Consider the following 12997-nt stretch of genomic DNA (forward strand, 5'->3'; position numbering starts at 1 on the left):
TTCATAGGATGAATAACCTAAAAAACAAAGACGTAGTAATCATTGGCGGAGCCTCCGGCATTGGACTGACTCTTGCCCAAAAGCTGTCTCGTAGTTGCAAAACGATTACGATCACAAGTCGCAGCTTGGAAAAAGCCCAAGAAGCCGCCCAGTCCTTGACCGTGGAGGGATGCGAGTTGATCCCCTCGGCGGTGGAGGCATCGTCAGATCAGCAAGTCCAGGCCTTTTTCGAAAGCCTTCCTGAATTCGACCACCTCGTCTCGATGGCTGGCGGCGCTATGGGTGGCGGATTCGCCGATACAGATTTCCAAACGATAAAACAAAGCTTCGAAGAGAAATACGAAAACAACCTCCGCATCGCTCGTGCCGCAGCAACGAAGATTAAGAAGGGCGGAAGCATGGTGTTCACCTCGGGTTCGGGAGGCCGTCCCCATAATGCGTCGGGTGCATTTTTGGGAAATCAGGCTATCCGAACATTAGTGGAGGGACTGGCCGTGGAACTGGCTCCCGATACACGGGTAAACTCCGTCGCTCCCACATGGATGAAGACGCCTCTTTGGAAAGATATGAGCGCAGATGAGTTGGGTGCCACCGAAGCAGATTTTTCGAAACGCATCCCACTCGGGCGAACCGGAACAATGGAGGAAGTGGCAGAGGCCTATCTATTTCTGATGCAAAATAGTTTCGTCACCGGCCAAACACTACAAATCGACGGGGGCTTAACTTTGGTTTAAAAAACTCACTTTTAGTAAATCAGATACGAGCACCCCTCGTATTACGGGCACGACACCTGTGAATTCCGATCGAAATTTTCCAACGATTAACGATCGATACGCCTTTCCATGTTTAGAAGCCTACTCTGTTTACCAATTGCACTACCACTTTGCGGGGTAGTTTTGCTGTCCGGGTGCGCGACAGCCCGAAAAACCTCGGCACCGCCTCCTGAGGAGCTACTTCCACTATCTAATTCGTTCAGCGAGCTAGGCCAAAAACAGCAAGAGGAAGCCTGGTGGAATGAGTTTGGCGATCCCCTTCTGGCCCAAAAAATCGAGCAAGCTTTTCAAACAAACAACTCACTCGAGATTGCCTGGCAAAACCTCTTGCAAGCCAAGGCCGTACTCACTCAGGCCAATTCCGCCAAGTTTCCCTTTCTGAGCCTTCAAGCCAGCGCAGAGCAGGAAAAAGAGGAAAACGCCCCTAGTGCAGAGAGCTACGGAATAGGTTTGGAAGCATCCTACGAGGTCGACCTCTGGGGAAGGGTTAGCAATGCAGCCAAGGCTTCGAAATTCGAATTCGAAGCGAGCTACTACGACTATCAAAGCGCGATGCAAAGCCTGGCTGCCCAGGTGGCGATACTACACTTCGGACTCTCAGAATCTCTCAAGCAAAGGGAACTGATTGGCCAGCAACTACAGGCTAATGAGGACGCCCTCAAATCGCTGCAAACTCGATTCGGAGGCGGCCTAGTTCGCAGCTCCGATATCCTCCGACAGGAACAGCTAGTTGAAAGCAGTAAGGAGCAGCTCATAGAAATCGCTGCCAGTATCGAAGTACAGCAAAATGCGATGAGCGTACTACTTGGGACCAGCCCACTCGAAAAAGGAAGCGACCGAACCACTTCGAAACTCCCCGAGCTCCCGCCCCTACCCGCGACTGGGGTTCCTGCGAAACTACTCGAACGGCGTCCCGATGTTCTCGCCGCATTCAACTCACTCTCCGCAGCCAATGCAAATCTAGCCGCTTCGATCGCGGATCGTTACCCGAGCTTGAGTCTCGGAGGGAGCCTTGCATCCATCGGAGACTCCCCATCCAGCTTATTTGATACGTGGATACAGAACCTATCAGCTCAAGTTCTAGCGCCCATATTTGAGGGTGGTGCCCGCAAAGCGGAAACAGAACGCAGCCGCGCCATTCTCGAGAGTCGACTCGCTAATTACCGCCAAACGATGTTGGTGGCCCTGCAAGAGGTTGAAGACAGCCTAGTTCTGGAGAGATCCTTGTCCGATCGATTACAGAGCAAAAACCGGCAACTGAATCTAGCCGAAAGGTCGTACAAAATCCTCCAGACAGAGTACTCTAACGGCGTATCCGAATACCTCGATGTGCTCACTGCTTTGCTCAACGTCCAATCCCTGCAGCGGGATTTGGTAGAATTGCAAAGAATGGTGCTCGAGCAACGCGTCACTCTATACAGAGCACTTGCCGGTACGATCTCTAATGGTCGCGAGAATTTTGATACAGCCCAAGAAAACTAGTCCAACATGACAACATCCAAAAAACCGAGCAACGAGGACTCAAAGCCATTGGGCTGGAAACTAACCGTCGGCATAAGTGTCCTCATCCTACTCGCTACCGCAGCGATTCTTTTCCTTATCAACACAACCGAGCCCACCGCTCAAAATGTGGCTGCCAGCCGTAGGACACCCATGCTAGTGGAAACCACAAAAGCGGAATTTGGCACCTTCGCTCCGCAAATCAACGTCATGGGGAACGTACAAGCCAAAGAGTCGGTTGGATTGCAGGCTAGAGTAACTGGGGAAGTGGTCGAAATATCTTCCCTGTTCGAAGCAGGCCAGCATGTCAAAAAAGGGGACCATCTTCTTAAGATTGATCCAGCCGATTTCGAAAACGACGTCGCTCGCGCCCAAAGCGCTCTGGAGCAAGCTCAAGCGAACTTGGAGCTCGAACTCGGGTACCAGAAGGTGGCCGAAATGGATTTGGAACTAGTTGGCGACAATATAGACTGGTCGGACCGCTCCCTCGCCTTACGCCAGCCTCAGCTTAAGCTGGCTCAAGCCGAAGTAGCCACCGCCGAAGCAGACCTGAAACAAGCCGAACTCCTCCTTCAAAGGACAAACGTGGTCGCCCCCTTTGACGCCCAGATCTTGAGTCGCGAGGTGTCTATCGGATCGCAAGTCGACAGTGGGACAGAACTCGCTCAGCTTGCGGGAACACAAGCCTACTGGGTCGTAGCCTCCATTCCTTTGGACAAACTCCAAAACATCAGCTTCCGTACAGATGACGGGAGCGTTGGGTCGAAGGCCACCCTTCGCAATAAAACGGCATGGCCGTCGAAGGTGTCGCGTATCGGTTTTGTGGATCAATTCATAGGCTCTCTCGACTCAACCACACGTTTGGCTCGCGTACAAATTCTAGTGGAAGACCCACTGGCATTGTCGGCCGCTCAAAAAGGCACCCCTCCACTGATAATAGGTTCGCTGCTGGAGGTATCGATCGAAGGAAAACCAATTGAAAACGTATACCGGATCGACCGAGCGCATTTACGACAAGACAACACAGTTTGGGTGAAGCAAGAGGGTGTCTTGCGAATAGTCCCAGTCGACATTGCTTTTCTCGATTCCAGTAGCGCCTACATCAGCGCTGGCCTCGGTGAAGAGGATGAAATTGTAGCCACTAGCCTCAGCTCAGTGGTCGAAGGCGCAGCTCTGCGGACCGAAGACGAACCTCTCACAGTCGAATAAGGATGGAGCCCAAACCCAAAACAGACAACACCCTTTCGGGTGGCGCTATCGCTTGGATGGTTCGCAATCCCGTGGCGGCAAATCTTTTGATGATCGTTCTCCTGCTAGGTGGAATTTTCACCGCGATCAACATACAGAAGGAGGTCCTGCCTGAATTCCAACTGGACGTCGTTACGGTCAGCGTCGGCTACCCAGGAGCAGCTCCGGCTGAAGTCGAGCAAGGGATAATTTTGCCGGTCGAGGAAACCGTACGCGGAGTGGATGGAATAAAGGAGATCACTTCGGTGGCTCGCGAAGGCTCGGGATCTGTAACCATAGAATTGGTACAGGGAGCTGATCGCATGCAGGTCTTCCAAGACATCGATCAAGCCGTAAATCGCATTCGTACCTTCCCTGACGATATCGACGAACCACAGGTAAGCCTCCAATCGAACCAGCGTAGCGTTCTCAATATCGTCATCTATGGTAAAGCCACCCAATGGTCCTTGCGCAAGATGGCCGAACAATTGCGGGACCAAATGTTGGGCGATCCCCGTATCACTCAAGTCGAGTTACGCAACGCCCCTGATTACGTGACGCATGTAGAGATCCCACGTGCCACTTTGCGAACTTACCAGTTAACCTTAGGGGAGGTCGCAGACATTATTTCCAGTTCCAGTTCTGACATTTCAGCCGGGTCCGTAGAGACTCAGACTGGCGAAATCTTGCTGCGGACAAAAGGGCGGAAACAATGGGCCGAAGAATTCGGAGAAATCGAAATCATTAGCGGCGAGAGTGGAGCCAGCGTGAAACTAAAGGACATAGCCACTATCACAGATGGTTTCGCCGAAGGTAGTTTTCCGTCACAGTTCAACCAAGAGCTTTCGATTCAAGTTAACATATATCGCATCGGCAATCAGTCGCCGCTGGATATCTCCGCCGCCGTTGACGAGATCATGGCAGATTTCGAAACGACCCTTCCCCCGGGCGTGGATTGGCGAATCGACAGCAACTCTGCCGACGAGTATAAACAACGCTTGTCGCTCCTAATTGAAAACGGAGTGCTCGCTGCCTTCATCGTGTTGGCCATCCTTTCCATCTTCTTGGAGATCAGGTTAGCCTTCTGGGTCATGGCTGGTATGACCGTCTCATTCGTCGGAGGTATCATGTTTCTGCCAGTCGCCGATTTGAGTATCAACATGGTCTCCATGTTCGCCTTCCTCGTAGTGCTGGGAATTGTGGTGGACGACGCAATCGTGGTAGGAGAAAACATCTATGAGTACCGGCAACAAGGCATGGATGTAATGACTGCCTCGATACGCGGAGCCAAAGAAATCAGCGGTCCAGTAATCTTTAGCATTCTTACCAATATCGTAGCCTTCATTCCGCTTCTCTTCATCCCGGGAGAGACCGGTATGTTTTGGTGGCCCCTTCCCGCAGTCGTTATTATCGTTCTCACGATATCTCTCGTAGAAGCTCTGTTCATCCTTCCAGCTCACCTCGCCCACACCAAAGAAGGCGGTCGCACTCGGATAGGAAACAGAATCCACCACCTCCAGCAGAAGGTAGCTCGAAAATTCGACGGCTTCGTCAACAACTACTACCGACGCTTTTTAGACGTTTGCCTCCGGGCACGCTACCTGACTCTCGTCGCCACCATCGCCCTATTTGCCATCGTCGGCGGTTACGCGACCAGCGCCCACATGGGCATGATCAACATGCCTGAAGTTTCTGCCGATGAAATCGAGGCAGGCGTACGCCTACCAGTGGGAGTCACGCCAGATCAGGCTGCTCGCGTCGCTCGGGAAATAACTGAGTCAACCCAGCGAATGTTCGAAGAGCATAATCTCTACGAGGCGGCAGAAGGCGTTAAGACAAATATCCGTGGAGGTAGCTTCATCGACGTGGAAATAGTCATGCGTCCTCCAGAAGAAAGCACTATGACCGCGGCGGAAGTCATTGAACTTTGGAGACAGGAAATCGGAGATATTCCCGGCGTTCATCAAGTTACTTTCGAGGCGGAGAGCGGTCCGGGCGGTGCTCGCCAGGACATAAGCATCGATCTCAGCCATAATGATATCGACGTCCTCGAACAGGCGACCTACGCGTTCGTGGAGCGAGCAGAGAGCTTTACCAATACAAGGGACGTCAGCGACAACTACAACAAGGGCAAAAAGCAAATCGACATAAAGCTACGCCCTGAAGGTCGTGCTCTAGGGCTAACTGAAGACGACCTCGGTGAACAAGTCCGCAACTCATTTTTCGGTGCACTAGCGACGCGACAATTAAGAGGAACCAACGAGATCGAAGTTCGCGTTAAGCTCCCGCTCGAGGAACGGAAGGACATCCACAACTTCGAAGATCTCGTCATTCGCACGCCTAACGGCACAGAAGTGCCGCTCCTCGACGTGGCCGATATCAGCTACGGGGAGGCCTTCACCTCCATCAATCGACGCGACGGCCGACGTGTCGTATCTGTATCCATGGACGTGGAACCCAAACGCACGCTTGGACAAGTCATTACCGCTTTCGAAACAGAGGTGCTGCCGGAGCTTCGAGCCGACTACCCTGGCTTGACTTGGACCTTCGAGGGAAGCCAAGCAGACATGAGAGAGTCTACCCAGGTCCTCTACGGTGGACTCGGCCTCGCCATCTTCGTCATCTACGCCCTCCTCGCTGTAGCCTTCGGCAGCTATATCCAGCCGCTCATCGTTCTGGTGGCCATCCCCTTCGGAGCCATTGGAGCGATCATCGGACACATGATTCTTGGATACGATTTGTCGCTAATCAGTCTGATGGGGATGATCGCGCTCTCAGGCGTCGTGGTAAACGACTCACTGATCATGGTGGATTTTGCCAATCGGCAGAGGAAGAAGACATCCACCTTCGATGCCATTCACCAAGCCGGACTACGACGCTTCCGCCCGATCATGCTCACGACCTTGACGACCGCCTGTGGCCTGATCCCCATCATCTCGGAAAGCTCGATGCAAGCTCAGTACCTGATCCCAATGGCAATCTCGCTCGGTTTCGGAATCGTATTCACCACCGGGATCATTTTAGTACTCGTCCCCTGCTTGTACTTAACCTTTGAGGACATTAAAGATATGTTCCGTAAATCGCCGACCGCGAGTTAAGGCTGCACCATAAGAGCTATTTAATCGTCCACATGGACCACGAGCTGGATTTCGACTGTCGCGTTTTTGGGTAATCCCGCAACCGCAACCGCGGCTCGAGCGTGCATGCCTTTTTCTCCTAGCAACTCGATAAATAGATCACTCGCCCCGTTTATAACGAGCGGACTGCTGTCAAATCCAGACACCGCATTCACGTATCCGGACATGTATACGATCTCTCGCAATTTATCGAAATCTCCCACCGCTCCCTTGATTGCCGCCAAGGCGTTCAAGGCACAAACCTTAGCTGCTTCATAGCCAGATTCGATGGTCTGGTCGCTGCCCACTTGCCCCTCATGACTGAGTACGCCATTTTGGATACAGATCACTCCGGCAAGGTATACTAAGTTACCCACCTTCTTGTGAGGAACATAATTCCCTCCCGGCGAGGGCGGTTCTGGTAGGGTCAAACCCATTTCTTCTAGTTTTTCTTCAATCAAGCTCATCGTGTTCTCTATCAGATTCTAAACTGTCCTCAAATTGGCGTTACGACTTTATATTGTAGCTCAATACGCTCTTAGGAATAAGACTCGAACGCAGCATTCCGGTACAATACCTTCCCTTCTCGTACTGTCAAAACTACGTCCTCAGGATAAAGTCGGGTTACTAAACTGGCGACCAAGTTTCGGGTGTAAGCGATACGAGGATTCCTAAAATCCACTACAAAAAAGTCTGCCGTTTTTCCCTCCCCGATACCTACCTCTCCGATACCCGGAAGTACATGGCTAAGGTTCGTCGTCGCCATTTTCAGGATACTCGTAGAACTCGGACCTCTTGCATCGCCGAATTGGCTCTTCGCCAGCTTGTAGGTAAAATCGAGTTCCGCCAGCATGTTTGGCGCATTGAGCATTACGTTGTCTGTGCCGAGCAGCAGCGGGACTCCGGCTTTCATCAGTTTGGCGACAGGCGGTAGCGGAAGGCCCAGATTCGCGTTGGCTCGAGGATTAAGCACCGCAACCTTTCCGGAACTCGCGAGCAACTCTATCTCCTCGTCGTTTGCTACCGTCAAATGCACTATCAAATGCGGGTCATACAACTCTATCGCCCTCTGAAGATCGCCCTTACCGGCAATTTCCAAACTGCGATTTCGATAGCCTTCATTTTCAAGACAATGGATTGCTCGCAGTTTCCCCTTCCGCTTTGTAGCCCATTGTATCCACTTCCAAGCGACACTGGTCAGATCGTTCATGGTGCTTTCGCTAAACCCATCTGCTACATCTAGCATTCGCTCGAATTCGGATTGAACCTCCTCTCTTAGAGCTGCCTGATCCTCAAGTAATTGCTCCTCCGTAAGAGGCGAATCTTGGAATTGCGACAGGATGAGCGACTTAATCCCAGCTGCTGCAGATGCCTTTTTCAGAAGTTTCGCGCCCTCTACGCCCTGCTCTCGAAAATCGATATGCATGGTAGTGCCGGTCCGAACCATAAACGACAATTGCTCGACCAAATGCGGCAATTGAACCGCTTCGCTCATCTTGCCAAGCTCACGATACTTGTATCCATGAGGCCGAAAAAAGCCCTCTTCCAGCGTCAAACCATCCGTGCCATCTTGCAGTGGCGAGTCGCCGACATGGGTATGAGCGTTGCATAGCCCAGGGACGAGCACCAGCCCGCAGCCAGCAACCTCAGATACGGGTCGCACAGGCTGAATCTCGCTAAAAACCCCCTTCTCGACTACTATTTTTTCGCAAAGAAACGGCTGTAGTTCAGTTCCCAGCAATGCCACGGCATCCCGGAAAACCATCGCTTCAATCATGACTCCAACTCGCTGTCCTTAGAAATCAGGAAAAGCAGCGAGATTCCCATTGTGAGAAACATACGCGTCGCGGCGTCCTGTCCGTTGAAGGAGTTGGATTGCCACATCAGGAACCACTCCGCTCCCACTACGAGGAAGGCCAAGTACCACTGCAGCATGCTCACAGTCAGTCCCAAAACAGCTAGCCCTTTGGCCTTGTTGAATTCCGCAGCGCTCTTGCCACGGGCTTTGTATAGGCGAAGGACACCCATCCCGAGAATCACCATGGAAACGAACTCCCAGCAAATAATCGTGGCGTAGAAAACATGATAGACCCAAGGTGAATCAATTGAACGCCACATAGCCCCATTCCCTTCGAAAGTTGTATCCATCTTGAGGACACCTTCCACAAAGGCGTAATTGGATCCGTAGTCGGTGATGTTGTTAAATACAACGAGAAGCAGAAACGGAACAGAAGCGGCAGTCAGGGCAATTTTACAAAGGCGAATCGGCATGGCCACCCATCAGCAAGATTTCGGCCAACAGAACTACGGCACCCATTTTGCTTTGCCGCTAGAGATGCCTTGGATTTGCAGAGAAACTCCCCACAGAAATTATCTCCGCATTTGGTTACCCAGCTCGGATGGGGTCACCTTGCCCCCAAAGCCTGAGGCGTCTCAAACAACACTCTCCGTGTTCTACTTTTCGGACGCCCACGGTAAGCACTTATCGCTTTCAGATCCTGAAGCCTGTCGACTCGCCTCCCTCGCCAAATTCAGGGAATCAGAGGCTGGAGATTCGCTACTTTTAAATGGAGGGGATGACTTTGGAGGCGGAGAACCATGGGATCTTTTTATGGAAAAAGAGGGCCCCGTTCCGAATCCCTTGTACGAATACCTCAACGCCTATGGAGTAGATGCGATCTGCCCGGGCAACCATGATTTGGACTGGGGGATAGAAAGCCTAGTTGAAAAAGCGCCTCGCGACTTTCCCCTCTTCATTGCGAGCAATCTAACAACTTCCTCCCCGCTCAATCGCGTGACTCACGACATCGTCCTCTTCGATTTTTTGGACAAACGGGTCGCAGTCTTGGGCCTCGCGAACACGAACCACATTCCAGATCCGTATTCCGACTTTGTAGATCCGGCCAAGGCACTTGGTAATCGTATAGCAGATGCTCAATCTCTAGCGAACATCGTGGTTGTCCTTTCGCATAACGGAACCACTTACGACAAAGCTTTGCTCGACCAGCTTCCGCCGGGCGTGCTGCTCTGCGGAGCCCATACCCATCAATTGATTCCATCCATCGAAAAGTCTCCACAGACTACCAACTACATACAAGCGGGATTGGGGCTAAGCGTCTACAACAAGGCAGTTTGGAGCGTGTCGAATCGATGGACTTGCTCCACAATACCAATCTCCAAGTTTCAGACTTCCACTATCTCTCAAGCCGAAACGAACATGGTAGCCGCTGCCAATCAGCTGATACTCGCAGCTGGCGAAATCGACGTGCAGGTAGAGAAACTACAGGAAGAGGATCCCTGGACAGACCGGTACCGCGGCCAATCAAGCACATTGAACTGGGTTTGCGATCAGATCTCCGCCTCCCTTCCGCCAGCACGTGACAATGCAAGGCTGATCGCGATCGGCTGCGCATTCATGGGAAACCGCAGGCTTAATGGAAGCTTAAGCAAAGCAGAATGGTATCAACTATTCCCCTACGGCGACCAACTTTACAAGGCGACCATTCCATGGTGTTTGCTGCCAAGGATCTTGGAATTAAATACCAGGCGGGTCCTGGAGCCTCCGGGATACCGGGATGATATTGGAATTCTACACTTCGACGGAAAGCTCTCTTACGAGGTCGAGCTCAGCCAGGATTCTCCGAAGCTCATGAGGGCCGCCTACAAAGACATGGACTTCCACCCCAACCAGTTCGACACACTCGAACTCTACACCCACAGCTACGTGGCCTCCGGAGCGGGCGGATATTCAAATCTCTTCCAATCCGCAGGCCTAGACTTTCCTAGCTTCAAAGTAGCAGGACCTTCGATTCGAGAAACCCTCTGGAAACAAGCCAAAGAACACGGAGTTCAAATTCCACCTAGCTCGCAGAAACGCTTCACGTTCCTGTCGACCGACTAGACGAGTTTCCGATATGGCGGAATTTCTAAAGACTTAAAGCTCCCTTCCAAGAACAGCTGCCGGTCGATTCGAGGTCGGCTTAGCAACTGGCTTAGACTACTAGCAGCGAATTTTACGAAACGTGCAGGAGCCCCCGGTGCAATTCTTCCAAAACCTTTTTCTCCCAAATCCATCAGCGAAGCCGCTTGCGATGTCACCACCGTCGTTGATTCCTGCAAGCGACGATCTAGGTGGCCGATGCGAACCGACTCGCGGTAGACTTCCAGCATATCGAAATCGCCAAACGCATAAAATGCATCCCGCACATTGTCGCTGGCGCAAGCGAAAGGGACCCCTCGTTCCATGAATTCATGCGCTAAAGTAATCCCTCTCCAATACGGAGTTTGGATAGTATCACCGACTCCTCTGCGATCCTGCAGATACAAGTTGCACATGGGCAAGGAAACGATTTTCAGTCCCGCTTCTTTCACCAGTTCGAGCGTCTCTTTTTGCTTTTCGATCGGCCTAACGGCAAGACTGCAACAGTGTCCGCACACGACTGTATTTGTGAATTCATTACGTATAACAGCACGAGCGACCGCTGACAGACAGTCCGCATCTGGATTGCCGCTTTCGTCTACGTGCAAGTCCAATCCGACACCCCTTTCTTTCGCGAATCCCAAGAGGCGATCAAGTTGCGAATCAAGTTCAGGGTTCATGAGCGGCATGCCACCCAAGGCATTGGCTCCGTATCGAATGGGAAGGTCTGCAAGAGCCTCGCCCTTATCCGTTGCGTAGTCGTCGACTCGACAAAGGCTTACCATCTGCAAATCGACCTTTCCTTTCCAGTCTTCTCGTAGCTGACTGAGGGCTTTGTAACTGCGTTCCGCCCAATCCAAGCCCGTATCCACGTGCGTGCGAAGCGCCACAGTTCCATAGGCATAGGCGCACTCGAGCGAGTAGTTCGCGCGTGCATAGACATCTTCCTCAGTCCAATGAACTTTGTCCTTAAACAAGTTCTTGAGCGCTTCATCGAAAGTACCGGATCGGTTAGGAGCCCGCTCCCAACTGTGAGCCTTGTCCAAATGTGTGTGAGCGTCCAAGAACCCCGGAAACAGAAGCTGGTCGCTAACGTCTAGGCAACCTTCTTCGGGCTTCTCATCGTGTTGCGAAATGGACTTCACCGTATCGCCCTCAAGCACAATTTTCACGACACTTAATCCTTCCGCATCTTCTCGTAATTCGAGCTTTTCTGGAAGCAGGCATCGAGGCGCTTTCGCGATTAAAGTAGCATTCGGCTGATCGTCCAATGTCATGTATATTTGTTTCTTTAGAGGGTCTAAACTCGTCCCTAGGAAAGCAATCGTAGTACCAATTTGCACTGGCTGCTCGTGAATTTCAAATTGGCAGCGTTCGTGCTTAACGAGTGCCAGAGGATCAAGTCCTCTCCGCTTTGCCAACCTATTAAAATCGCCGCCTGCTACCCTAGTTCGACCAACTCGCGTGAACATCACGCGTTCTTGGATTCGCCGCTAGATGATGAACATGTTACTTCGACTCATCCTACTACCGATTCTTTTCCATGCCTGCGCCCTTCTCCATGCAGACGAACCGGTGAAGCTGTTCATCTTGTCATTGAAATTCCAGACAAGCGAAGGATCGCACGTAAAGGAAGTTTCGTGGGATGAAATTTCAAAACTACCCACTCACTCCGCAAGGCTTCCCATGGAAATCGACGAGGTAGAGCGAGAAATGACCTACGTCTACTTGTCCGACTTCATTGCGGAGTTCTCATCGGACGAGGATGTCGACTTCTGGCTCGCGAACTGCAGCGACGGTTACCAATCAAATTTCTCTCCGGCCATCATCGAAGCAACAAACCCTTACCTCATCCTCACGGTGGAAGGACAGCCCTTGGGAGCTTGGCTCGCTGAAATCGGTCATCCCGAATGGGGACCCTTCATAATCAATACCGAGAAGACAGACTCCTTGAGGGATCCGGGGCACAAGAACCCTTGGGGCGTGGAAGAGATCATCGCAACAAACCTTGACCTCGCCCTTTCCGAGCTGCCGGAACCATTTTCCGATCCAGACCATTCGCTCGGACAAGACATCTATCTCAACGCTTGCCTGTCTTGCCATTCGACCGATTCGGACTTGATGGGTGGTCATGTTTCAACCCGAAACCTCACCCTACTCAGCTTGTTCGCCAGCAACTCCGAGGAGTATTTCGAGAGTATGCTGATCGATCCGAGCGCCACTAATCCGCTCGCCACCAAAATGCCAAGCTACGCCCACTACAGCAATGAGGAGAAAGAAAGCCTCAAGAGGCTTCTGACCGCTGTAGCCGGCGAATAGCCGAACGTAAATGCTTAGATCCAAGTATCCCGATTTCTGATACACGCTGCCGGAAGCGGGCACATATTTTGCTTAATCAAAAACGCGTCTACTCAAAACTAAACAGACTCCAACTGCCTGACAGAGCCTAAGGGGCTCTAAAA

10 protein-coding genes are annotated in these 12997 nt (G+C 51.9%); 6 read left to right on the forward strand and 4 right to left on the reverse strand.

The genetic code is table 11. The features are described 5' to 3' along the window. Positions 1-8: 8 nt before the first annotated feature. The 4 genes from H5P27_RS17560 (at position 9) to H5P27_RS17575 (ending at position 6598) form a co-directional block, all read left to right on the forward strand. Positions 9-734 (forward strand): SDR family oxidoreductase, encoded by a 726-nt coding sequence (locus H5P27_RS17560; protein ID WP_185661729.1) that lies wholly within the window; start codon positions 9-11, stop codon positions 732-734. A gap of 108 nt (positions 735-842) precedes the next feature. Then, a complete protein-coding gene (locus H5P27_RS17565; RefSeq protein WP_185661730.1) occupies positions 843-2255 on the forward strand; it encodes an efflux transporter outer membrane subunit in 1413 nt (470 codons plus the stop codon). 6 nt (positions 2256-2261) lie between these two features. Then, complete coding sequence (locus H5P27_RS17570; protein ID WP_185661731.1) at positions 2262-3482, forward strand: efflux RND transporter periplasmic adaptor subunit; 1221 nt, start codon at positions 2262-2264, stop codon at positions 3480-3482. Positions 3483-3484: 2 nt separating this feature from the next. Beyond that, complete coding sequence (locus H5P27_RS17575) at positions 3485-6598, forward strand: efflux RND transporter permease subunit (protein ID WP_185661732.1); 3114 nt, start codon at positions 3485-3487, stop codon at positions 6596-6598. 20 nt (positions 6599-6618) lie between these two features. Here H5P27_RS17575 and H5P27_RS17580 read toward each other — a convergent pair whose 3' ends face one another. From H5P27_RS17580 to H5P27_RS17590, 3 genes are all read right to left on the reverse strand, one after another. Further along, on the reverse strand, positions 6619-7083 hold the full coding sequence (locus H5P27_RS17580) for a RidA family protein (protein ID WP_185661733.1): 465 nt from the start codon (positions 7081-7083) through the stop codon (positions 6619-6621). Between the two features lie 71 nt (positions 7084-7154). Further along, a complete protein-coding gene (locus H5P27_RS17585; RefSeq protein ID WP_221774779.1) occupies positions 7155-8393 on the reverse strand; it encodes an amidohydrolase family protein in 1239 nt (412 codons plus the stop codon). Next, the gene (locus H5P27_RS17590) at positions 8390-8887 is read right to left on the reverse strand and encodes a DUF2165 family protein (RefSeq protein WP_185661734.1); all 498 of its coding nucleotides are present in this window, start codon (positions 8885-8887) and stop codon (positions 8390-8392) included. The genes H5P27_RS17585 and H5P27_RS17590 overlap by 4 nt, the downstream gene beginning before the upstream one ends. Between H5P27_RS17590 and H5P27_RS17595 the strand changes: the two genes are divergently transcribed. Next, on the forward strand, positions 8886-10517 hold the full coding sequence (locus H5P27_RS17595; protein WP_185661735.1) for a bifunctional UDP-sugar hydrolase/5'-nucleotidase: 1632 nt from the start codon (positions 8886-8888) through the stop codon (positions 10515-10517). The genes H5P27_RS17590 and H5P27_RS17595 overlap by 2 nt on opposite strands. Here the strand turns inward: H5P27_RS17595 and H5P27_RS17600 are convergent. Next, positions 10514-11812 carry a cytosine deaminase gene (locus H5P27_RS17600; protein WP_185661736.1) on the reverse strand — a complete coding sequence of 433 codons (1299 nt, stop codon included), beginning with the start codon at positions 11810-11812 and terminating at the stop codon, positions 10514-10516. The two genes, H5P27_RS17595 and H5P27_RS17600, sit on opposite strands and share 4 nt — an antisense overlap. 220 nt (positions 11813-12032) lie before the next feature. Between H5P27_RS17600 and H5P27_RS17605 the strand changes: the two genes are divergently transcribed. Next, positions 12033-12854 carry a hypothetical protein gene (locus tag H5P27_RS17605; RefSeq protein ID WP_185661737.1) on the forward strand — a complete coding sequence of 274 codons (822 nt, stop codon included), beginning with the start codon at positions 12033-12035 and terminating at the stop codon, positions 12852-12854. Positions 12855-12997: the final 143 nt, after the last annotated feature.

The organism is Pelagicoccus albus (assembly GCF_014230145.1).
Lineage (GTDB): Bacteria > Verrucomicrobiota > Verrucomicrobiia > Opitutales > Opitutaceae > Pelagicoccus > Pelagicoccus albus.

Excerpts from the sequence above, each read along its gene's own strand:
- H5P27_RS17585 (WP_221774779.1), bottom strand. The coding sequence starts at position 8,393 with ATGATTGAAGCGATGGTTTTCCGGGATGCCGTGGCATTGCTGGGAACT.
- H5P27_RS17590 (WP_185661734.1), bottom strand. The coding sequence starts at position 8,887 with ATGCCGATTCGCCTTTGTAAAATTGCCCTGACTGCCGCTTCTGTTCCG.
- H5P27_RS17570 (WP_185661731.1), top strand. The coding sequence starts at position 2,262 with ATGACAACATCCAAAAAACCGAGCAACGAGGACTCAAAGCCATTGGGC.
- H5P27_RS17605 (WP_185661737.1), top strand. The coding sequence starts at position 12,033 with ATGATGAACATGTTACTTCGACTCATCCTACTACCGATTCTTTTCCAT.
- H5P27_RS17580 (WP_185661733.1), bottom strand. The coding sequence starts at position 7,083 with ATGAGCTTGATTGAAGAAAAACTAGAAGAAATGGGTTTGACCCTACCA.
- H5P27_RS17575 (WP_185661732.1), top strand. The coding sequence starts at position 3,485 with ATGGAGCCCAAACCCAAAACAGACAACACCCTTTCGGGTGGCGCTATC.
- H5P27_RS17595 (WP_185661735.1), top strand. The coding sequence starts at position 8,886 with ATGGCCACCCATCAGCAAGATTTCGGCCAACAGAACTACGGCACCCAT.
- H5P27_RS17565 (WP_185661730.1), top strand. The coding sequence starts at position 843 with ATGTTTAGAAGCCTACTCTGTTTACCAATTGCACTACCACTTTGCGGG.
- H5P27_RS17560 (WP_185661729.1), top strand. The coding sequence starts at position 9 with ATGAATAACCTAAAAAACAAAGACGTAGTAATCATTGGCGGAGCCTCC.
- H5P27_RS17600 (WP_185661736.1), bottom strand. The coding sequence starts at position 11,812 with ATGACATTGGACGATCAGCCGAATGCTACTTTAATCGCGAAAGCGCCT.